This is a genomic window from Longitalea luteola (assembly GCF_017356035.1).
Lineage (GTDB): Bacteria > Bacteroidota > Bacteroidia > Chitinophagales > Chitinophagaceae > Niastella > Niastella luteola.
The window spans coordinates 25517-46440 of sequence record NZ_JAFIQX010000002.1 but is presented as its reverse complement, the minus strand read 5'-3'; the positions used below and the strand labels follow the sequence as shown (position 1 = coordinate 46440).

The 20924-nt window shown below is 42.4% G+C and carries 21 protein-coding genes; 10 read left to right on the top strand and 11 right to left on the bottom strand.

Features of this window, described 5'->3' with window-relative positions; translation table 11 throughout:
* Positions 1–2 precede the first annotated feature (2 nt).
* Complete coding sequence (locus JUB15_RS04320) at positions 3–878, bottom strand: XRE family transcriptional regulator (protein WP_207511106.1); 876 nt, start codon at positions 876–878, stop codon at positions 3–5.
* Positions 879–1260: 382 nt separating this feature from the next.
* On the opposite strand from JUB15_RS04320, the gene JUB15_RS04315 reads away from it, so the two are divergent.
* Entirely contained in the window at positions 1261–1755 is a 495-nt protein-coding gene (locus tag JUB15_RS04315; protein ID WP_207511105.1) for a hypothetical protein, read from the top strand.
* A gap of 63 nt (positions 1756–1818) precedes the next feature.
* Entirely contained in the window at positions 1819–2340 is a 522-nt protein-coding gene (locus JUB15_RS04310; RefSeq protein ID WP_207511104.1) for a host-nuclease inhibitor Gam family protein, read from the top strand.
* 86 nt (positions 2341–2426) lie between these two features.
* On the opposite strand, the gene JUB15_RS04305 is transcribed toward JUB15_RS04310, so the two are convergent.
* Positions 2427–3047 (bottom strand): DUF2306 domain-containing protein, encoded by a 621-nt coding sequence (locus JUB15_RS04305; protein ID WP_242696199.1) that lies wholly within the window; start codon positions 3045–3047, stop codon positions 2427–2429.
* 166 nt (positions 3048–3213) lie between these two features.
* On the opposite strand from JUB15_RS04305, the gene JUB15_RS04300 reads away from it, so the two are divergent.
* On the top strand, positions 3214–3597 hold the full coding sequence (locus JUB15_RS04300) for a winged helix-turn-helix transcriptional regulator (RefSeq protein WP_207511102.1): 384 nt from the start codon (positions 3214–3216) through the stop codon (positions 3595–3597).
* A gap of 12 nt (positions 3598–3609) precedes the next feature.
* Here JUB15_RS04300 and JUB15_RS04295 read toward each other — a convergent pair whose 3' ends face one another.
* Positions 3610–4689, bottom strand: coding sequence for a class 1 isoprenoid biosynthesis enzyme (locus tag JUB15_RS04295; RefSeq protein ID WP_207511101.1), 1080 nt, complete (start codon positions 4687–4689; stop codon positions 3610–3612).
* Between the two features lie 79 nt (positions 4690–4768).
* Positions 4769–5608, bottom strand: a complete 840-nt coding sequence (locus tag JUB15_RS04290) for an NAD(P)-dependent oxidoreductase (protein WP_207511100.1) — start codon at positions 5606–5608, stop codon at positions 4769–4771.
* A 260-nt stretch (positions 5609–5868) separates the two neighbouring features.
* On the opposite strand from JUB15_RS04290, the gene JUB15_RS04285 reads away from it, so the two are divergent.
* From JUB15_RS04285 to JUB15_RS04275, 3 genes are all read left to right on the top strand, one after another.
* Positions 5869–6150 (top strand): hypothetical protein, encoded by a 282-nt coding sequence (locus tag JUB15_RS04285; protein WP_207511099.1) that lies wholly within the window; start codon positions 5869–5871, stop codon positions 6148–6150.
* A gap of 111 nt (positions 6151–6261) precedes the next feature.
* Positions 6262–7245, top strand: coding sequence for an aldo/keto reductase (locus JUB15_RS04280; protein WP_207511098.1), 984 nt, complete (start codon positions 6262–6264; stop codon positions 7243–7245).
* A 65-nt stretch (positions 7246–7310) separates the two neighbouring features.
* Positions 7311–8249 carry a sulfotransferase family protein gene (locus JUB15_RS04275; RefSeq protein WP_207511097.1) on the top strand — a complete coding sequence of 313 codons (939 nt, stop codon included), beginning with the start codon at positions 7311–7313 and terminating at the stop codon, positions 8247–8249.
* On the opposite strand, the gene cysC is transcribed toward JUB15_RS04275, so the two are convergent.
* Positions 8207–8740, bottom strand: a complete 534-nt coding sequence (cysC, locus tag JUB15_RS04270) for an adenylyl-sulfate kinase (protein WP_207511096.1) — start codon at positions 8738–8740, stop codon at positions 8207–8209. The genes JUB15_RS04275 and cysC overlap by 43 nt on opposite strands.
* Positions 8741–8788: 48 nt before the next feature.
* Between cysC and JUB15_RS04265 the strand changes: the two genes are divergently transcribed.
* Positions 8789–9499 carry an aspartyl/asparaginyl beta-hydroxylase domain-containing protein gene (locus tag JUB15_RS04265; RefSeq protein WP_207511095.1) on the top strand — a complete coding sequence of 237 codons (711 nt, stop codon included), beginning with the start codon at positions 8789–8791 and terminating at the stop codon, positions 9497–9499.
* Positions 9500–9517: 18 nt separating this feature from the next.
* Here JUB15_RS04265 and JUB15_RS04260 read toward each other — a convergent pair whose 3' ends face one another.
* Complete coding sequence (locus JUB15_RS04260; protein ID WP_207511094.1) at positions 9518–10546, bottom strand: hypothetical protein; 1029 nt, start codon at positions 10544–10546, stop codon at positions 9518–9520.
* 4 nt (positions 10547–10550) lie between these two features.
* Positions 10551–11966 (bottom strand): MBOAT family O-acyltransferase, encoded by a 1416-nt coding sequence (locus JUB15_RS04255; RefSeq protein WP_207511093.1) that lies wholly within the window; start codon positions 11964–11966, stop codon positions 10551–10553.
* A 226-nt stretch (positions 11967–12192) separates the two neighbouring features.
* Between JUB15_RS04255 and JUB15_RS04250 the strand changes: the two genes are divergently transcribed.
* On the top strand, positions 12193–12495 hold the full coding sequence (locus JUB15_RS04250) for a hypothetical protein (RefSeq protein WP_207511092.1): 303 nt from the start codon (positions 12193–12195) through the stop codon (positions 12493–12495).
* A 125-nt stretch (positions 12496–12620) separates the two neighbouring features.
* Here JUB15_RS04250 and JUB15_RS04245 read toward each other — a convergent pair whose 3' ends face one another.
* The 4 genes from JUB15_RS04245 to JUB15_RS04230 all read right to left on the bottom strand — a co-directional run bounded on the left by JUB15_RS04245 (position 12621) and on the right by JUB15_RS04230 (position 17651).
* Entirely contained in the window at positions 12621–14096 is a 1476-nt protein-coding gene (locus JUB15_RS04245; protein ID WP_207511091.1) for a hypothetical protein, read from the bottom strand.
* The gene (locus JUB15_RS04240) at positions 14093–14800 is read right to left on the bottom strand and encodes a glycosyltransferase family 2 protein (protein ID WP_207511090.1); all 708 of its coding nucleotides are present in this window, start codon (positions 14798–14800) and stop codon (positions 14093–14095) included. Before JUB15_RS04240 ends, JUB15_RS04245 begins: the two co-directional genes overlap by 4 nt.
* The gene (gene glf, locus JUB15_RS04235; protein ID WP_207511089.1) at positions 14800–15945 is read right to left on the bottom strand and encodes a UDP-galactopyranose mutase; all 1146 of its coding nucleotides are present in this window, start codon (positions 15943–15945) and stop codon (positions 14800–14802) included. The genes JUB15_RS04240 and glf overlap by 1 nt, the downstream gene beginning before the upstream one ends.
* Positions 15946–16229: 284 nt before the next feature.
* The gene (locus JUB15_RS04230; protein ID WP_207511088.1) at positions 16230–17651 is read right to left on the bottom strand and encodes a TlpA family protein disulfide reductase; all 1422 of its coding nucleotides are present in this window, start codon (positions 17649–17651) and stop codon (positions 16230–16232) included.
* A 279-nt stretch (positions 17652–17930) separates the two neighbouring features.
* Between JUB15_RS04230 and JUB15_RS04225 the strand changes: the two genes are divergently transcribed.
* Positions 17931–18710 (top strand): phytanoyl-CoA dioxygenase family protein, encoded by a 780-nt coding sequence (locus JUB15_RS04225; RefSeq protein WP_207511087.1) that lies wholly within the window; start codon positions 17931–17933, stop codon positions 18708–18710.
* A 704-nt stretch (positions 18711–19414) separates the two neighbouring features.
* Entirely contained in the window at positions 19415–20866 is a 1452-nt protein-coding gene (locus JUB15_RS04220) for a hypothetical protein (protein ID WP_207511086.1), read from the top strand.
* Positions 20867–20924 lie beyond the last annotated feature (58 nt).

The window sequence follows — 20924 nt, the reverse complement described above, 5'->3', positions numbered from 1 at the left end:
ACTTATTGCTGACCCATCCGCTGTTTCAGCATAGCCAGTTCGGCTTCAATATTCACCAGGCGTTTGTAAATTTCGCCAGGTCCGGGCAATTGCCTTGTCCAGCGTTCTACTACATACCAGATCTCCGCAATTTCATCTACATCCAATACAATGGTGGGAAATTCACCCGCATGATTGTTATCGCTTTTAACAATGATCTTTCCTTCATGATACCGGTTTATCAACCGCTTGATCAGAATTCCCTGGCTGCGGGTAACCAGTACATACACCCGGTCGTCGCGAACATCAGAAATATCGGCCCAGCGGGAAATTACCCGGTCGGCATCCTGCAGGGTAGGAAACATGGAATGTCCTTCCACTTCAAATATGCGATAAGTACCGTTGGTATAACCGGGTAACCGGTATGCTGATAATGACTGAATGAATTGCGGATCGCCATAACCCAGCATATACCCTGCCCTGGCCTTTACCGGTACATAAATAATGTTCTCTTCACCCTGGCTGTCCATGGTGATGATCTTGGGCGCCTGGAAGCGGCGATAAGGAAAAAGTGTGCTGCCAACTACAGAAACCGGAAGCTCATCATTGCTTACATACTCCGGCTCGGTTTCCGTGAGTTTGTGACTTTCTTTATTCTCATCTTCTTCCTTTAATTCCACCAAACCGCCTTTTGACAGGTCAACGCTAACCAGCTCATCGATCGAAATGTCGAAAAATGAGGCAATTTTTTCTAATGTGCCCAAATCTGGCTCTGAATGAGTTGTCTCGTAATTAGAAAAGGTATTACGTTTCAAACCCAATGCTGTAGCCACTTCTGCCTGAGTCAGCCCTTTTTTCTTTCTCAAGAAGGAAAGATTGTTTGCAAAAAAAGTCGACATAAAGTAAAATTTTTGCCTCAAAAATTGGATATGTCAAGAAATGAGGCATATATTTGCTGTATCGAAAAGCGATACAAATATGCAGAGGGCTAAAAGTATGCAAAAAAATAACGAAACCGTACTATACATGCGCGATGTGGCTGCACTGGTCGCAACATGAAATATGAACAGCCTGCTCCTGGCTTCTTCTCCCGGGCTCTTTTCTAAATACTGCTTCTTGTGCTGATTGAATTTTTCCTGAGGTATTTATTGTTCGACCCTTTAAACTATCGAAATGAATTTTATTAATAACATAATTCTATACCGGTTCAGGCAAATGGCCTGCCAGTGTATACAACAAGCTTATTAATCGATTTACTTAATGTATTAAACCGCCTTACTTATGACACAAATGTTATTACAACGAAAAGCGATCAGAACCTATAAAAACGGACATGCCATGAACGTACATACAAGAAGAGAGCTATCGATCGTAAGCCATGTTATTACCCGTGCCCAGCATGAAATACAGGAACAGGCCGGTATTGATGTGATATTAATTCCGCGCTATTCAAATAAAATGGTGGAAGACGAGGTGAAACAACTGTTCGAAGCAATGTGTGATTGCTGGAATGTACAACTATCATGGGTAAGTGATAAAAGCCGCGCAAACGACAGGCCTACCATGCGCAAATTATTATGGATGGCAGGCAAGAAAAGGTTTCCGCATATCTCTTACAGCCTGCTGGCAAACCTTACAGGCGCTACAGATCACGCTGGTGTTATCAAAGGGATCCGCAGCGGCTATAACTGGCTGAACGTTCAGGATGAAAAGATCCTGAAGTATTATGAACCTGTAAAAAATTATTTTGAAGAATTTCAGGAAGAGCAGGCATAAGCTGCTCCTGCCCATGCCCTTTTTGAAAAAGGAATCAATTTAATAACCATAAAAATTATAAACATGTTCCGCGAAAAAAAGAAAGTGATCATCAATGTAAACTATGATCAGGCCCAGGAGGCTTCTGCCCGTTATGCTGAAATATCTGCCCGCCTGGGCATTATTGAAGCGCAAATGAATGAGCGTATCAACAGCATCAGAGATCAGTTCCAGGATGAGATCATACAGCTCACCCGGGAAAAAGAAAGACAGATGGATGTGCTGGAGATCTATGCAAAAGAGCAAAAGGATAACTGGGGCCGCCGTAAAAGCCTTGATCTGTTACATAGTGTGATCGGTTTTCGCACCGGAACGCCCAAGGTTACCAAGGACAGAAAATTCAGCTGGGACGATGTGCTGGATATGGTTAAAGAAAAATTCCCTTCATTGGTACGCGTAAAATGTGAGCTCGATAAAGAAGCCATTATTGCCATGCGCGAAGAAGAACAGTTTCGCGATCTGGTAAAGACCTGTTTCATCGATGTGGTACAGGATGAAACCTTCTTTGTAGAACCTAAGCTGCAGACATTGTTACGTGTTGCTTAAGCATATAAAAGTAATTGCGGGGCTGGTTAAAAGTTCTTGTTTCATAGCTAGTAAGTAGAGCCGTTCTGTTTCTACAGGACGGCATTTTAACTTTTTCTGCTGGCAGATAGAATAACTTCATACACGAATAACGGAACTGCCCAGCCAAACCAGAACAAAGAAGGTGAAATGTCTTCAAAGCTGCCCAGTTTTTGAATAAATGGCATTTTCAGCAGCAGGCCCGAAATAAGAAATGCAACCGTTACGATATAACTCCGCGTCATCCATTCTTTGTGCAGTTTGAATTTCAGTTTTAAAGCGCTTCTGTAAGCAATGAAAGTAGAAATGATCCATACGCTTACCCATACCTGCACAGAGAATGCATAAGGGCCGTTTACGGCATAAGCAGTCGTATAGGCGAGTACCAGGGCCGAAAGCGAGCTGGTTAAAACCGCCAGCAGGTATAAAATGCCAAGGATACGGTGCAGTTTCCAGCTGTTTTGTTGAAACCGCTTCCAGAATTGCAGCGGGCCAAGCACGAGGGCGCCGCCGCCGGCAGTAATATGAGCGATCAGTATCCACTTGAACGGGAAATATTTGCCCAAAGCTTCCGGCGTAAGTTCCAAAAAATGATCGGCGCCATGCATGAAAATATAGGTCAATACAAAAATGCTCAGCCAAAATAATACGGGTAGGATATCTGCCGTTCCCCAATTTTTAAAATTCATATTTTTCATCTTGTGTAGAATAGATAAGGCAAAGTTTCGGCAAACAGCAAAAAGAAAGAATAACCGATTAATTATTCGTATACCGAAAAATTATTCCGTATGGAGCCTGGGCCATTGATGCGGCAAAATTGTCTGTGAAAAGACTTACTTTTAGTACTAAAAAAGTATGTACGAGAGAAAGATAAAAGAAGACCTGGACTGTGGCATTGTAGTAGCGATGAAAGTATTTGGCGCCAAATGGAAGCCCTGTATCATCGACGCCATCAGCCGGGGAATAAAGCGGCCAAGTGAATTGCATCGTGAAATAACTTCTACCAGCCCACGCGTAATTGATATGCAGTTAAGCGAGCTGGTTGAGTACGGAATTGTGAGCAAAAAAGTTTATTCCGGTTTTCCTTTATGCGTAGAATATTCACTTACAGAAACAGGTGAAAGCATTGTTCCTATTCTAATGCAGTTGAACCAGTGGGGTTTGAAAAACAAAGGCCTGGTGAAGAAGATAAATGACGATGAGCCGGTCGAAACATCCAGGTGCCTGATACATGCATAAGCCGGTATACCGTTATCGCGATGCCGGAGTCGTATTACTACCATAATAATTTACGAACTGACGGATCTGTTTAAGCCATTTCTTTTTTTGTTGCCAGCTGTCCATATCGCAAACCAGCGTTTTTCTGCTCAATTGCTGAAGTTCAGCGTAGGTGGAGATGGCTGCCGTAACATTTTTTAGCTGTTCCAGCGATATCCATCCCATAGCATGCAGGGAATGTACAGTGATAGCAAAGCTTTGTTTATTCCTGGCGCCATAAGGCAATTGCCATAATTTTTGATTGATCAATGCAATTTCCGACAGGAAGAGTGCCTGTAATTCTTCAAAATTCAGGTACCGGTTGGGAAGTGTGTAAACGCCGTGCTGTACATCTTTCCAAACATCGAATGCGTCGTTGGTCAATTGCATAAGGCCGGCGACAGGATAAAGTATTTCCAATAATTGTTGGTCGGGGTAAAAATCGAGCACCGCGCAAAATAACAATATAGCATAGTAGCTTTTGTTATACGTGATCTCTTGCAGTTCTTCCTTAGTCAGGTTATCTTTTAGCTGTTTCAGCGAGGCTATTTGCCAGTGTGAAACCTGCTGCAGTTGGTGAACAAACAATTGCCGGTTGGGAGTGAGTTCTAGTAATGCCAGGTATAATTTAGTAACCAGCAGATCTGTTTCGTTCTGTGCAACATAGGTCTCGGGCCGGGCTACCAGGGCAGCGATCTGTTCGTGCTGCAGTATTTTGTCATCGAAGAGGTCGTCGAATAAAGGACCGAATACACTTAACAGCATGATCCGTTTATATTCGCTGGCCTGTAATTGTCTTTCGCTAAGCTGGTACAGGTTTTCGCAAACGAGGTTCAGGGCCAGTTGCCAGTATTTGGTAATTCGCTTAATGTGCGCAGCAGAAAATAATTTGTCATGAGCCGGTACGATGTCAGCCAACAGGGCAGGCAATTGGTCCTTCAGCAATTTTTCCTGCGATTGAACCCGGCGGTACAGCGACACCATGCGGGTAAGGATGCGAAAGTAAGAGACGGAAGGGGGAATATGGTTTTGTAAACTGGAATGGTGAGAAACGCCCCGTCCGGTTGCCGTCATGAATATTACCTGTTTTATGAAAATTAAAGGTCGCCTATTTGAGCGACCTTTACAAGTATGTTCCGGGTAATCCTGCGTTTTATTTTCCAATGATCGTCCAGTCGTGATTACCAAATCCTTTATTGATCCACTCGTCCATCAATGCGGCAATGGCCGGCATGAGTACCAGGTGGTCGCCGGTTTGCTGAGTGGCATCGATGAACAGTTGGGTGTCTTTACGGGCCATATTCAATTCCCAGGAAGGTTGCGAATGATCGGGGCCGGTCATACGTTGTATGCGGGCCGTAACCAGAGCGCCTGGGTTCCACGAGTTGAACAGGGTCAGCAGATTTTCCACAGTCACATTAAGCGCTTTTGATAATGTGAGCGTATCTTTTAAGCCGGCAGTTAAGCAGACGAGGAAAGCGTTGCCGGCCAGCTTCATGGCGGCGGCTTTCCCGACTTCGGCACCGAAATAAATAAGTTTACCGGTCATTTGCGACAATGAAGGCGCAAGGTCTTTGAGTAGGTCTTCGTCGCCGGATAATAACATAAAACCGGTTCCGTCCAGCGCATTGGCAGGGCCCATAAATACAGGCGCATGCTGAAAGGTAAAGCCTTTGTTTGTCCAGGCTTTGGTTCTTTTAATAGCGCCTTCTTTAGAAGTGGTGGTATGATCAATGATAACAGCCCCGGGTGTAAGAGCGGGTTCTGCAGCCTTTAGCACTTCGTCAACCGCGGCATCATCCTTTAAGGTAAGATGAATTTGCGTAGCGCCGCGTACGGCATCCTGCACCTGTGCAAATGCCCTGGCGCCTGCTTTTTCCAGCTCCTGTGCTTTTGATGCGGTTCGGTTCCAAACCTGCACAACTTCGCCCCGCCTGATCATCGCCCGCACAAAATTCGACCCTAATAACCCCATTCCTAAAAATGCTTTCATGATAATGTTTTTGCAAAGATTGGGGATTTTAGCAAAACAAACAGCGGGCTGTTTAGCCTGGCTTTGCAGCAGCCTGTTTTATATCGCTGGCACAGTGGTGAAACGCGGCTTGAACTTACGGCGAAAATGAAATCGAAAAAGTATGATATTGACATAAAAAACGTAGGGGTCATACTTAAAAATGTCTGGAAATGACAATTCTTGGGTAATTGTATGACTATTTTGAAGAAGTAGAGCGCTTTGCCGCTTAATTTGTACCAATGGCGAAGGATAAGCGCTATAATACGGTAAAAAAGCTGATATCAGCTGGGTTTATAACAAACTTTTCAGAGATCCTGGAAACCGTACCTAAAACGGTAGTAGCCCAGGATCTGGGCATGCATCATCAAACATTTGCTAAACTCATAAAATCTCCGGAAAAGTTCACCTTCCACGATGCTTTTCGAATTGCTTCATTAATTGAAGTAGAAGAGAACATCATTATGAAATTGATCTATGAACAGTACGTCATAGGCTATAACAAAGCCAGGCGCAAAAAGTAATGATACTCACAAGAACAAATCAGGCCTCCAATTGGGGGCCTTTTTTGTGTGGTTCATTAAGAATTATATCTTTAGCACCATTATCAAATTATAACTGACATTTTTTACAAGATGAATTACAGAGATTTTAAGGGAACCAAAGTGGCTGAGGTTGGGCTGGGCACCTGGCAGCTGGGAAGCGCCGACTGGGGCCAGGTAGACAGGGCGCTGGCGTTTGAGATTTTGCAGGCGTATGTAGATGCAGGTGGAAATTTTATAGATACTGCTGATGTTTATGGCATGGGCATTAGCGAGCGGTTTATTGGAGAATTCTTAAAGTCGACAAACAAGCAGTTAATTATAGCCACTAAACTCGGCCGGCGCCATGATAGCCCGAACGGCTGGCCGCAAAACTTTACTTATGACGCTATTAAACGCCATGTGGAAGATTCGCTTACCCATTTAGGCGTTGACCAGCTGTTCCTCGAGCAATTACATTGCATTCCTACCGAAGAATTGCGGAAAGGTAAAGTGTTTGATCACTTACGGAAATTGCAAAGCGAAGGACTGATAAAACACTTTGGCGTAAGCGTTGAAACGGCTGAAGAAGCAATTATTTGCCTGGAACATAAAGATGTGGCTTCATTACAAATTATATTTAATCTTTTCCGCCAGCACCTGGCCGATGCTTTTTTTGCAAAGGCCCAGCAGCAGCAGGTAGCCCTGATTGCGCGGGTGCCTTTGGCAAGCGGACTGCTTAGCGGTAAGTTTAATGCGCAAACCACCTTTGCCGCCACGGATCACCGGAATTACAATGCCGATGGGGCGGCATTTAACGTAGGGGAAACCTTCTCCGGCGTATCCTTTCAAAACGGCGTTGCCCTGGCTGCTGACATCAAAGCGCTGTTGCCTGAAGGGAATTTTGCCACCCAGGCTATCCGCTGGGTCCTGGATCATCCTGCTATAACTACCGTAATACCTGGCGCAACCAAAGTGAGCCAGGTGCAGGGAAATGTGGCCGCATCATCACTGGCGCCATTAAGTGAGGGCACCCATAAAGCGCTTCGCAAACTGTACGACGAAAAAATAAAGCCACAAATACGAGGTGTATATTAAAGTTAAGAAGCGTGTCACACTTTCAAAGTGCGGCACGCTTAAATCCATAATAAACAAGGTCGAATATGGAAGGTAGTATAGCAGCTGTGCTGGCAAACTGGGTACCCTATAAACTGAGCGGCGATGAAGCGCAGCCGCATTGTGAATGGCTATACACAGGCGACGCAGCATTTACGGATCCATTTTTTGATGATACGATCGTCAAATGCAAGCAGTTAAATTATCGTAGGTATAAAAGCGTGAGCAGTATAGATCTATTGCCTGAATGGTCGAAACAAATAGCGAGTCTTCCGCCCTCGGCATTTATCTTCCATGTATCAAGATGCGGTTCCACGCTGGCTACCCAACTACTGTCACTCGACCCTGCCAGCATTGTGCTTTCTGAAGTTCCTTTTTTTGATCATTTGCTGCGGTCGAAGCAACATCTTTCTCCGCAATTGCTAAAAGCTGCCATCGCCTTCTATGCAACGGTAAAAAACAATAGAGAACGCCTGTTTATTAAAACAGACAGCTGGCATATCTTTTTTTACAAACAGATCAGGGAACTGTATCCGCAAACACCTTTCATCATGCTTTACCGCAGGCCCGACGAAGTGATACGATCGCAACAGAAACAAAGAGGAATGCATGCTGTACCCGGGCTGATTGAACCTGCCCTGCTGGGTTTTGAAAAAAATGAAGTACAGCAATTGAGCCTGGATGAATATATTGGGAAGTTGCTGGAAAAATACTTGCAGGCCTTTATTGACATTCTTGGAAAAGACAAACTTGCCTTTCCGGTCAATTATAATGAAGGTCCCATGGCAATGGTACAGAAGATAGCTGCTGTATCGAACACTGTTATTGGCAGCGCTGTAATGGAAAAAATCAAAGACCGGGCCGTGTACCATGCAAAATATCCTGAACGGGTTTTTGCAGAAGAGGCTGTGCATGATCCTGTACCTGACTATTGCCGGGCGGCTTATGAAAAATATGAGGTCCTGGAAAAAATAAGGAATTCGTAAAATTTCTGTACAGACCGGCTGGCAGGCTCGGAGCTTGTGTCGATGACCAGGTCAGCCTTAGCCGGAATTTCATAAACATCGTTCACGCCTGTAAGGTTGAAGAGCTTGTCCGGGTGATCGTCCTGCAGCAAGGCCCGCTTGTACAAGCCTTTTGTATCTCTTTTGATAAGAACGGGCATGTCGCATTTGATCCATACCGTTTTTGCTGCGTATTTTTTTGTGAGTTCATTCCGCGTTTCTTCATAGGGATTAATGGCGGCGATCAGGATAATATCTGCTTTGTCTTTAAAAGACCAGGCCAGCTTTCCAAGCCGCCTGATGTTTTCCATTCTGTCTTCTTTCGAAAAGCCCAGGTCTTTGCAAAGTGTTTTCCTGTAGGCATCCCCGTCAATGATCTCGATCCGCAAGGAATGTTTTTCCAGCAGCGATTGTACGCCTTCCACCAGTGTAGTTTTTCCTGCTCCGGAAAGTCCGGTTAATTGTACGATCATGGCTTTGGTAATTGAATGAATTCAGGAAATCTTTGTAGATTTATCAACATGAGTATCATTAAACATGCATTGTTGAATATTCCTGTTGCTGTCAAAAGTATTCAAAAAGAAATTGAAAAGCTGCAATCAGGTTATTGGAAACCGCATTTGAACAAAAATGATTATGAAGGCGGATGGGATGTTCTATCATTCCGATCACCCGGTGGTGGACTGAATACGTTTGCTGAATCGTTGAATAATGAAGCGTTTGCTGATACTCCGTTATTAGCGCACTGCCCTGCCGTTCGTTCTTTGCTCGACAGCCTGCAATGTGAAAAATTTTCAGCCCGCTTATTAAACCTGCAGGCAGGTGCCGTGATCAGGGAACATAGAGATAAGGAATTGCATTTTGAAAAGGGAGAAGCCAGGCTGCATTTTCCCATAATTACAAATCCGCATGTTGAATTTTACCTTGACAACGAAAGGCTGCAAATGCAGGAAGGCGAATGCTGGTATATTAATGCCAATCTGCCGCACCGGCTTGCCAATAAGGGAAACAGTGACAGGATACACCTCGTTGTTGATTGTAAAGTGAATGTTTGGCTGAGCCAGGTGTTCAGTGAGGCGATTGCAAGGGTAGAGTTGGATGACAAGGAAGCATTTTTACGCAACAAACAAACGATCCTTCAAACGATCAGCGAATTGAGGAGGCACCCGGGTAGCACGGCAGCTGAACTGGCGAATGAACTGGAAAGGCAACTGAAGGAAGCAGAAAAATGAACCATTTTACCCTTAAGTTTATTGAACTTTTTCACTCAGCTTGTTGCGGGTTATTTCCGAAAATACGGAGGTACCTTTTTTGTTTAAATGATACGGGTCGCCGAACATGGAATTGGGCAAGCCCAGCGGCGTTTCTAAAATGATCAGATCAGGATATTTTTTCTGCAGGTTTTTAAAATACGCATTCGCCGTAGATTCAAGTTTGGAATTACAATAAGAAGAAAAGGAAGCCTGATTCATGGGCGCGATGGCTAAGATCACCGTTAGCTTTTTTTCAGCTGCAAGTTTCATTAGCAAGTCTAAATAATGTTGGCTTATCTGTTTTGGATTAAAGTGGTAATCCGGGTTTACACCGTCTGTATTATTTGAGTCGGCATCCCCAAAATTCATATAACCCCGATAGTCGCTTAACTGTTTAAGAATCTTTTCTTTTTTGGGATTGATGTCGGCTTGCGAAGTACATAATTTGTTCCATCCGTCAATAAATGTTGCGCGGTAAGAGAACGGGAAATGCAGGTATTTCAGTTTTCTGTCAAACTGGTGCCATGTAAGGTTAAGAGGTCCTCTTAGAGCAGTACCATGAAACACATACTTATACTTTCTTTCAACCTGCTCCAGCTCATTCAGTTCGCTATAGCTTACAAACTGAAAAGGAATGGTGCGCAGGGGAAAATAAGGCGAGTTTTCGGCAATATAATTTAAACCGTACACCATTACCACAGTGTCTGCATTATTGTGCTGCAGGTACCGTTTCACCGTGATATAGCCTTCAAAAAAATCGCTTCCGGGGATAGACAAATTAACCCATTTATCGCCGAGCATGACAGGATTGAGAGCTGCATTGCCCTTGGAATCTCCGATTATAATATTGGAGAATCGGGTTTTCTTATTGATCTGCTCGTATTGGTGGGTACAATAATAGTAATCGAGCGCAGGGGCGCCCAAGAAAAATGCCGGCTTTGTTAACAGACAAAGGAAAATAATTAAGCCTGATAACAACGTTGCCAGTAAAAGATATTTTATTACTTTAATTATAAACGGCTTCATGAAGTTAAAACTGAAAATAGATAAAGTTTGTCTTTTTACCGAAGAAGAATATAATGGAAAGAGCAACTGCCATATAAACGATGCTTTTATATCTTTTCGGCATTCTTAAATTCCGCTCGTCTCTCCGTAACCACCAGTCGCCTGCCATTAATGGAATGATATAGAAAAATACATTGGGATGAAATGCCAGCGGTTGTTTGAAATTGGTAGCGATTCCTTTTAAATATCCCAGCGCCTGTTTCATGTCATGGGCGCGGAAGAAGACCCAGGCAAAACTTACGAAAGCAAAGGTTGTTCCCATTTGCCAGCATTCTTTTAAAGTTGGATATTTCCGGAATTGGGCAACTACATCAGACGCATGTTTTCTGTTTCGGCCCAATAATAACAGGGGTAAAAAGCCGCAGGCGTGAATAAATCCCCACGTAATGAAGTTCCAGCTGGCTCCGTGCCAAAAGCCACTGACCAGGAAAATGATAAAGGTATTTCTAACTGCTTTTACAATCCCTTGTTTTGAACCGCCCAGTGGAATGTATAAATAATCTCTAAACCAGGAAGACAGCGATATATGCCAGCGGCGCCAGAATTCTGCAATGTCACGGGAAAAATACGGAAACCTGAAATTGCTTAATAATTCAAATCCGAATAACCTGGCTGTGCCCAGAGCAATATCAGAATATCCGCTGAAGTCGCCATAGATCTGAAAGGCGAATGCAATAACGCCAATGATCAGTGAAACGCTGTTATGGTCTTGATAATTACTGAAAATGTTATCTGCAATTACGGCAAGGCTGTCTGCAACGACCACTTTTTTAAACAGGCCCCAAAGGATCAACCGGCAACCTGCAACGGCTTGCGGATAATTAAAAAATCTTTTTTTCTGTATTTGCGGAAGCAGGTGACTGGCTCTTTCAATGGGTCCCGCCACTAACAAAGGGAAAAAGGATACAAATACTGCATAATCCACGAAATTTTTCACAGGTGGCTGTTTGCCCCTGTAAATGTCGAAGACATACGACATCCCATGAAAGGTATAAAAGGAAATACCGATGGGAATAGCTACCTGTAATAGCACCGGGTTCATATGCAGGCCCAGCAATTCGAAACCCTGTTGAAACTGGAGCGCAAAAAAATTATAGTATTTGAATACCGCCAGTATGCCGAGGTTATTGATGATGCCCAACCATAAAAATAGTTTGGCTTTTTTTCTACTGGGAGCTGCTACGGCAAAACCATACAGGTAATCGATAAATGTGCTGACGCCCAGCAGGATCATGAATTTCCAGCTCCACCAGCCATAAAAGAAGTAGCTGGCCAGTAAAACCAATACATTCTGCCATCGTACGGATATATTAAAAACGAACCAATACAGGATAAAGACCGCTGGCAGGAATAACAGGAATTCGAACGAGTTGAATAGCACTAAAAACGTACGGTTTTGATGACAGAGATGGCGCAAAAGTAGCAAAAGAGGGCATAAGACACCAATTATTGGGGGTTATTTACTGCGCGGCGGGTTTGACGCAATTAATAGTTCAAATTGATCTAAAAAAAGTTTATAACAGCTAGTAGTATGTCAAAAGATGATATAAAAAATGCAAACAATGACATGGCAAACGTAATTGTTTGACAGCAAATTGATCATTTTTATGGCTTTCCTATTTCTTTGTATCATGGCGAAGGATAAACGCTATGAAACAATAAGGAAACTAATAATTACCAGCCAGTTAACCGGTTTTATGCAAATGTTTGATATCGTGCCCAAAACTAAAATGGCACAGGACCTGGGCATGCACCATCAAACTTTTAAAAAGCTTCTTAAAGATCCGGAAAGATTTACTTATAAACAAACTTTCGCGGTTGCATCACTGGTTGATGTAGAAGCAAAATATATTGTGGACATCATTTATGCTCAATGCATAGAAAACAAAAATAAAAAGAGGAAGAAATGAGTTATACGGTTAGAATGGCATTTCAAGTATAATTATACTATTTAAAGAAAGTTACCGATACACACAAAGACAGATCAGGCTTGCATTGGCAGGCCTTTTTTGTTGAATACAGTAGCACTGCTACGTTATTCCCCGCCGCCTGGTTTCAGCTTCCACAATGTCATTTTGCTTTCGTTTTCCATTGGTACGGGAACATAATTGGCTGTTAGGAACGATTTCCAGTACTGGAAATGCTGTTGGTTCTTGAATGTAACCCAATCTGAGAAATCCAACACATACCGGGTGCGGTGGCGCTTAAGGTCTGTTGTTATCGAGGTTATCTGGCTGTTATCCGCATCCCATTTGTCAAACCACCCCCAAAAGAAATGGTAGATCCATTTTGAAGGAGAAAGGATGCGGTACTCGTTATACAAAGCGACATAATTCGCGTTGCAAAAGACATATAGGTCATAGTCCTTTAACTGCTGCTTTTTCAGATATTGCAGTTCCGCCACGGCCATATTTCCGCTGCCTTTTTTAGACGGCAGGTTAATAGCATATTGCAGAATATGAATGAAAAGGTTTATGGAGAGAATGGCTCCATAAACAAATTGTTGCCTTCTCTGTGCAAACGACGGGTTGCCGGTATAGGCGAATACAATAAAAAGTAGATAAGGAACAGTAGCTGCAAGCGGCAAAAAATAATAAACAATTGCCAGTCCGATTGAGAGTTTACCTGACAAAAACTCTGAGCAGAACGATAGCAGTACACTCGACAGGGAACAAATAAGCAACCATTTCTTTTTGTTGCCCCAAATTAGCGAGGCCAGCCCCATAATACAGGAGCCGTAGAAGATCACATCATAATCACAATCATGCATGTACTTTCTGATAGCCTTGATATGAAGCCAAAGCGGCTGCTTTTCTGTATACCAGTTAAAATTAAAAAGAAAGGCATCTTCCCAAAAGTATTTCAGGGACTGGTTGAGCAGAAAATATAAGATAATGGGAACAGTTACTGTTAAGAACCCTGTTATTAATCCGGTTCCGCGTTTCAGTAAAGCGGGAAGCAATGGATGGCTATTGTTGAACGTAGCGTATAGAAGGAAGGGCAGTAATGGCAATACCTGGTCTTGTTGAAAAAAGAAGATCAGTCCTGTTGCGAGCCCGAGCAAATAAAACTTATACTTATGTTCCCTAATTACAAGGCAAAAGGCAATGAGTAGAAAAATGGCGGTATATTCCCTGGTCATTCCTATGCCAAATGAAACGGTATTGTTCCGGATCATCAGGTTAAAAAGAACAGGAGGCAGCCAGGCGAGGGCGAGTTTATGGGCTTTACATGTTTTGTAGAAAAAGAGAGTAGCAGATAGTATCAATAAGGTGTCAATGATCCAAAGTCCCCATGAGCCAAGGAGCAGTCCCAGGTAATTAATAAAGAAGATCAAAGGCGGTTTATGATCGAAAAAGTCTCTGTACGGTACGCCGCCTTTATACAGGACGAGTCCGGTGTATTTAAAGATCTCTTTGTCATCAAAGAAGATCTCGAATAAAGGGCAATGGATAAAACTTAGAACAAGGCAGGGTATTACAACAAGCAAAAGAGAATAATCTTTTTTCATAATGTAAACCTGAATTTAATCACCTGTAACATGGAGTTAATGCATCCTTTGAAAAAATAGGTGTTCATTCTGCTTTTTTTCAAGCTCACATTCTTCCTGAAATGAACAACGTTCGTAAATATCCGCTTTTTTGTAAAAATGAAAAAGGAGGTAATTAATACGTTCGGAGCAAAACTGTTCGGAGGGATCCTCTGCAGTGCCTGCTGCAATTTGTCGGCCCGCATTAATCTGTAAGGGCTGTTTACATCTTTTACACCGTTTCCGAACAATAGATGCACAATAAGTCCGCTGGCGTTACTAATAATTTTGCGGAATAAGGTCGCATGTTTTACTTCTCTTTCCGCGAGCAGGAGATCATAGTTATGGCGTTGTTGCCATAACCCCTTAAAAGCGTTGGTCTCAAACTGGTGATCCGCGTCTATTTGAAAGATCCACGGCGATTGCATGCCTATTTCATATCCTTTCAATATGGCCGGGCCATGTCCCTTGTTGTTTTGGGGATATATGGTAATTGTGGGCAATTCAACCTGTAGGGCTTTCAGCAAATCGACCGTATTGTCAACGGAACCATCGTCAATAATGATAAACCGGTAAGCGACCTCGTTGACTACAAAAGCCTGATGCCAGTCTTTTATGAGATCAACAATGTTTTGCGCCTCATTATATGCCGGTATAACGACACTTAACTCACAGTTACTCAACATTACGCAAGCGGGTTTTTCGGCAGTATACCGATTTCAAATATTTCCAATGCCCGGGCAATGGTTTGATGCATGTCATAGTATTTATAGTCGCCTAACCGCCCGCTGATAAAAACGTTTGGCAACTGGCTGGCTTCCTCTTTATAGCGGTCAAATATTTTTATATTATCAGCTGATGATATAGGATAAAAAGGATCAGAGCCATTATCTTTCAGCGAATATTCTTTAAAGATAACCGTTTTCTCCCTGGTGTAGTCTCTTTCGGGATGCAGGTGTTTGGGCTCGTGGATCCTCGTATATGGTATTTCAATTTCAGGGAAGTTAATGACCGAGTTGCCCTGGTAATCTTCCACCTCAATTACCTCTTGTTCAAAACGCAAAGTGCGCCACGATAGCTTGCCGTACTTGTAATTAAAGAACCGGTCAATAGGTCCGCTGTATACCAGGCAGGCGTCTTTCTTTAGTTGATCTCTTACGTCAAAAAAATCTGTGTTAAGCAGTACATGGATTTTTTTGTTTGAAAGCATGCGTTCAAACATCGCGGTGTAGCCATCTTTCGGAATACCTTGCCAGTTATCGAAGAAATAGTTTTCATCATAATTCTTTCTGAAAGGCAGCCGGTTAAAAATAGATGCCGGTAATTGACAGGGATCTATTTGCCATTGTTTTAAAGTATAGCCTTTAATAAAGGCTTCGTATAGCTCTTTACCCAATAACGAAATTGCTTTCTCTTCAAAGTTGCCTGGTTGATGCGTTTGCAAGCTGGTCCGTTCAGCCATGAACTTGTCTACTTGATAAGGCTTAAGATTAACATTGAAGAAACTGTTTATCGTTTCCAGGTTGATCGGAAGCTGGTATATTTTGTCCTTATAACAAGCCAGTACCTGGTGCCGGTAAGCATTGAAAGTAGTGAACTGGTTAACATACTTCCATACCCGCTCATTGGAGGTGTGAAAGATATGCGTACCATATTTATGGTATTCAATCTGGGTCTCGGCATCAGTTTCGGAATAGCAATTGCCGCCTATGTGATTTCTTTTTTCAATTACCAGCACAGGTTTATTCAGGCAGTTAGCTATACGTTCGGCTATTACCGCGCCCAGCAGTCCACTTCCTACCACGACAAATGAGTAGTCGCATATTTCCATGCTTTAGGCTTTAACTTTCTGCGCAAATGTACAGGAAATGGAAGGTTATTCTAAATAGGTGTAATGTTAGCCCTGCCAAATCCGGTTACGGGATAGCCTAAAGCCTGGAACGGAAAATAAGATCGCTGGCAGGGCTGTCATAGTGAAAGGCGAAGCGCTTTACGGCTGGGACCCGTGTTGAACAAGTTTGTATTAGTCATTTATAATCAAACAGTTGCCTGCAAATAATGGGTAAAATGGTGAAACGAGGTTTGCCACATTTTCAACGTGTGGCAAACCTGCTGTTATTGCAGCCATTCGTTTATAACAGACGTATCAAATTGAGCCAGGGTCACGGGCAGAAGCTGATTATTATTGATGTTTCCGGCTTTATCGATCAGGAACGTCCGGGGGAGGATATCCGCCTGGTAGTCTTTACATATTTTGAGGTTGATCCACCCCTTGGCTATTAAATTAACACCCCCGATCTCCAGTTCATTCACCTTTTTTCGCCATTTATTGGCGTCTTCTTCAAAACAAATGTTCAGGAAGACGATGTTTTTGTCTTTATACTTTTCATTGATGACCGGACCATACTTCGTAAAATCGCCTATGCAGGCTCCGCAGTTTACCGACCAGAAATCAAGATAGACCCATTTGCCTTTAAAGTCGGAAAGAGAAACTTTGTTGCCGTTCATATCTTCCAGGGTGAAATCGGGAGCCTGGCTGCCGTTTTTGAGTTTGGCAAAATCCAGGTCCATTATTTTTATTCTTTCCTTAATGGCGGCATCATGGCAAAGCGATTTGTAGTCGTCAGATAACCGGAGGGCGTCTTCATAAGAACCGCTGCGATATGTATCCTTAATGTAGTTCATCACCAGCCAGTCTCTGATCACCGGAATTTGAACATCATTAATGATCGTTTGGTATTTTGCCTGATGATTGATGGGATTATCCACACGGACGCTGTCTGATTGTACAGTTGTTGGAAGGTGTGGTGCTCTATTCTTAAAATTTAGCAGAAAACTGCGGTAATGGTCTGATGTATAAAACAGCGGTTCGTTCAGGTTAAGGTATTCCTGCTCTGATGGGAACTGGGAAGCGAATTTATCAAACAGCTGTTTCCCGATTATTTTTTCATTCGGCTTTAAAGTGCAGACCGGGTTAAACAAAAGCCAATACGTAAGATGCCTGTAATATATTTCGAGAATTGTTTCTTTAGTACCTGGAGAAGGTTGTTGAATACGTTGAAGGAAGTCTTTCAGCTGCTCGTTATAAATGACATTTAGTAAACTGTCTGATCTTTTTTCTGCAGCGGCAGTAATTTCCTCGAGCCGGCCATCGAAGAGAGCGGAATTGTCTATTATCGCTGTTATCTCCTTTTTCCGTTGTGGATTAGTGGCCGTCAGGTTATAGGTCAACAACAATTCGTCAAGTGTCAGATCTACCGTGTCTCCGGGTAACAGAGGAAAACGCAGGGTCTGATTTGCATAGGTTACAGTGACATAGTTCCCTGTTCCTACGGTAATTTCCTGTTTAAAGTAGCCGGAATCGCTTACGAGCGCAGAGTAGGTCTTGTTTTCCAGCAAACCGTCTACAGAAACAATTATGAAATCATTTACAGGGTGAAGAACTGTTCCTTTAATGACTGTGTTGGTTTGGGCGATTCCGGAAAAGATAAGCAACTGCAAGCCGGCAAGCAGCAGAAGGCATTTCGTCTTAGGCATTTCAATCAATTTTTATAGGGATACTGAATTTACATTTCCGGCAAATAACGCAAAAAAAATGTATATTTCACAGTAACAACTGTTTTTACAACACTTAAAAGTAAAATCAACCGGGCACAACCGTGGACCCGGTGAGAAAAGCGTTGACACTACGGCTTTTTTGTGTAATTTAGCAGTCATGAGGATGTCTCCAACACTTTAATATTTCTTCCTTTACATTTCCCGGTGATAACTGTCACACGCGTTGCTATTGCTATTATCCATCCTTATATTTATTTTATGGAAGAAGTATTGAATTCAATTCAAATAAAAAAGTTTATTGAAGAAGGTTTTGTCCGTGTCGATAATGCATTTCCTGCTGAGTTAGCCGCCGAAGTTCGAAGTGTTTTGTGGAAAGACATGGATGCTGATCCCGGCGATCCTTCTACCTGGACAAAACCCGTCATCCGGTTAGGCATGTATTCGCAGCCACCGTTTATACAATCAGCCAATACACCAATATTGTATGCAGCTTTCGATCAATTGGTAGGAAAAGACAAATGGATCCCCTGCAGAAGCATGGGTACTTTTCCGGTTCGTTTCCCATCGGCAGAAGATCCTGGTGATACCGGTTGGCATGTTGACGCCGGTTTTGGCGATGATCCAACGAATTTTTTGGAGTGGCGTGTAAACTGGCGCTCGAAGAACAGGGGATTGTTAATGTTGTTTCTCTATTCCGATATTGGAGAAAAAGATGCGCCTACAAGAATTAAGGTGGGTTCTCACCTGGATATTGCCCGTTTGCTTAAGCCGCACAGCGAGCGGGGCCTGTCTGTTATGGAGATGGCTGCCCAATTTCCTTCCTTGCCAGCAAGGGAAGAAATAACGGCTACAGGCAAGGCTGGTACTGTATACCTGTGCCATCCATTTTTAATACATGCTGCCCAACCACACGGGGGTAAAGAGCCGCGATTTCTGGCGCAACCACCATTACTGCTTAAAAAAGCGCTGATGCAGGAAAGCGAAACAGTCAATTTTTCGCCTGTTGAAGTGGCAATACAGATTGGGATAGGCGGGTAAAAAATAGAAAAAGAGGTGCTTGAAGCGCTACTCTTTTAGATCCCTGTTGTCCAAATGGGTATTTTGGATAAAGAGAAGTTGTCACAAAGGCCGCCATTGGCGACCTTTTTACTATTTTTTTGCTTCCCTAATCGGACGATTATCCAATCAAATCACAGAAGATCTGATCGCATTTTCTGAAATACCAGAATGACACGTTAGTATAAATTCTTCCATCTCTACAGATGAAAGGTTAAGTCAGGTTTCTCCTTTAAATAATTGTTTCCAGTAAACCTAAGACTAATTGAAGAGGTTAGCACATAATTCACTCTCCTGGCTTTATAGAACAAAAACCGCCTTTGAAAATGAAGGCTGCTCAATGCTAATAAAAAAGTCGCATTCTTCGGGCCACACTTGCGAGAGGTTGTATGTTATATCGTTTTGAAAGGAGGGTGAAATTTAAAAACTCAAATTTCCGTAAATAATTATCGTGAATATAGAACAGGATAAGTATTCATAAATTTTCAGATCATAGGTAAGAATAAATTATACAATATTACGTTGATGGGTTGTATTTAGCCCCAGATTGAACACAAAACTGCCTATAACAGTTTAAATTAATGAATTATAAATATAATTTTGAGTTGTACAACTAACTTAATCCTTCAACCTTAATTCTTATTATCCCCTTTTTAGATACCATTTTTGTAAATTTTACTTTTATTATGAAAAAAACAACCGTATTGCTATTGATCGCAGCACCGATCGTATTCAGTGCATGTAAGAAATCCAACGACTCTGATCCGGAAAGCAATCCATCCATTTATGAATTGCCTTATGATAAAGAAGGTGTAACCGCCAATAAAGCCTTTATGGAGACTGAAGGGCGGGATTTTGTCAAAAAAATTGATGATTTGAGTTCCAATACTGCTATAGAAGCATTAAAAAACTTCAATAGGTTGGAAGCTCCTGAAATAGACATAACGGTAAGTGCCTTCAGAAAAATAACAGCCAGATCGCAGGAAATAGAAGCCCTAAACAATGTGCTATCCACACTAACTACAGAAAGGAAATCATATATTCTAAGCAAGGCATTTGGAATTTACAAATATAATCTATCTACAAAAAAGTGGGATCGGACTGCTGCCAACGATAAAATTGAATTTCATTTTCCTGCTACAGAGAATGGAAATACGAACAATACTGTCCTGACTATTACTTATAAGAATTCTGGAAAATCCTACGTAGAGACTAGTACGAGCTACGACTATGTATACAATTCTCAAACGGGCAACTACGATGTCGTTGAAATAAATACAGAAGAGACCTATGAATTGCCCTCCGAGCTAATGGCCAGAATGACGATTAACAGTTCGGAAGTGATGAACCTGTCCTCAAACTATTCTTACCATGAGGATAAGCTCCCTCAATTGATTAATGTAAACCTTTCACTCGGATCATATACAGCGAAGTTGGAAACGAAGAATGACAATAAGCTGGCCAGTTTTAAATTTAGCTTCGGCAAAGGGGCTGAAACTTTAATGACTTTTGAAACCAACTCTAACTTCAGTTCGCTGTCGTATGACAATCTGGTGAATTCGAAGGATGACGAAACGTTAGATCTGTTCGTTTCTGCCAACACAACATTTACAGTAGGCAACGTAACGCTGGGCGGACAACTTGATTATAAAACGATGCATAATGAACTGAAAACAGTTCGCGACAAAGAGCCTGCTTCTCCAGATTGGGAGACTTATTTCGGAGGCATAGAATATCCTAATTATAATGACTACAGCAGCTATGAAGAATACCAGAAAGCGGTGAACGAGTATAATGCAAAAAGGGAAGCTGCATACAACCTCTATGACGCCGCCTATCAAAAGTATGAGAAAGATCGTGAAGTGTATGATAAAGAGTATTATACCTTGTTGGCAAACCTTTTAAACAAGCATGGTGCTGCAGTAGTCGTAAACACAAAAACAAAGAAGAAAATAGCAGCAGTTACCTTTCAGCTAAAAGATGATGTACACCAATACGGCAATACTACTGTACACTATTATAGTGTGGAACCTTTGCTTGTGTTCGGAGATGAGTCAAAAATCAGCTTTGAAGTATTTGGAGAAACAGGTTTTGATAATCTGATCGACGATGTCGAAGCTTTGCTGGAAAAATTTTAGAAAAACGCCAGATGCTTTTGAAAATGATAACGACATGCCATCACGCTTCGCGTGATGG

Coding starts and splice junctions, on each gene's coding strand:
- JUB15_RS04280 (WP_207511098.1), top strand. CDS start 6,262: ATGAATTACAGAGATTTTAAGGGAACCAAAGTGGCTGAGGTTGGGCTG.
- JUB15_RS04300 (WP_207511102.1), top strand. CDS start 3,214: ATGTACGAGAGAAAGATAAAAGAAGACCTGGACTGTGGCATTGTAGTA.
- JUB15_RS04285 (WP_207511099.1), top strand. CDS start 5,869: ATGGCGAAGGATAAGCGCTATAATACGGTAAAAAAGCTGATATCAGCT.
- JUB15_RS04295 (WP_207511101.1), bottom strand. CDS start 4,689: ATGACGGCAACCGGACGGGGCGTTTCTCACCATTCCAGTTTACAAAAC.
- JUB15_RS04245 (WP_207511091.1), bottom strand. CDS start 14,096: ATGAAAAAAGATTATTCTCTTTTGCTTGTTGTAATACCCTGCCTTGTT.
- JUB15_RS04265 (WP_207511095.1), top strand. CDS start 8,789: ATGAGTATCATTAAACATGCATTGTTGAATATTCCTGTTGCTGTCAAA.
- JUB15_RS04240 (WP_207511090.1), bottom strand. CDS start 14,800: ATGTTGAGTAACTGTGAGTTAAGTGTCGTTATACCGGCATATAATGAG.
- JUB15_RS04225 (WP_207511087.1), top strand. CDS start 17,931: ATGGAAGAAGTATTGAATTCAATTCAAATAAAAAAGTTTATTGAAGAA.
- JUB15_RS04220 (WP_207511086.1), top strand. CDS start 19,415: ATGAAAAAAACAACCGTATTGCTATTGATCGCAGCACCGATCGTATTC.
- JUB15_RS04305 (WP_242696199.1), bottom strand. CDS start 3,047: ATGAATTTTAAAAATTGGGGAACGGCAGATATCCTACCCGTATTATTT.
- JUB15_RS04260 (WP_207511094.1), bottom strand. CDS start 10,546: ATGAAGCCGTTTATAATTAAAGTAATAAAATATCTTTTACTGGCAACG.
- cysC (WP_207511096.1), bottom strand. CDS start 8,740: ATGATCGTACAATTAACCGGACTTTCCGGAGCAGGAAAAACTACACTG.
- JUB15_RS04290 (WP_207511100.1), bottom strand. CDS start 5,608: ATGAAAGCATTTTTAGGAATGGGGTTATTAGGGTCGAATTTTGTGCGG.
- JUB15_RS04250 (WP_207511092.1), top strand. CDS start 12,193: ATGGCTTTCCTATTTCTTTGTATCATGGCGAAGGATAAACGCTATGAA.
- JUB15_RS04320 (WP_207511106.1), bottom strand. CDS start 878: ATGTCGACTTTTTTTGCAAACAATCTTTCCTTCTTGAGAAAGAAAAAA.
- JUB15_RS04315 (WP_207511105.1), top strand. CDS start 1,261: ATGACACAAATGTTATTACAACGAAAAGCGATCAGAACCTATAAAAAC.
- JUB15_RS04310 (WP_207511104.1), top strand. CDS start 1,819: ATGTTCCGCGAAAAAAAGAAAGTGATCATCAATGTAAACTATGATCAG.
- JUB15_RS04275 (WP_207511097.1), top strand. CDS start 7,311: ATGGAAGGTAGTATAGCAGCTGTGCTGGCAAACTGGGTACCCTATAAA.
- JUB15_RS04230 (WP_207511088.1), bottom strand. CDS start 17,651: ATGCCTAAGACGAAATGCCTTCTGCTGCTTGCCGGCTTGCAGTTGCTT.
- glf (WP_207511089.1), bottom strand. CDS start 15,945: ATGGAAATATGCGACTACTCATTTGTCGTGGTAGGAAGTGGACTGCTG.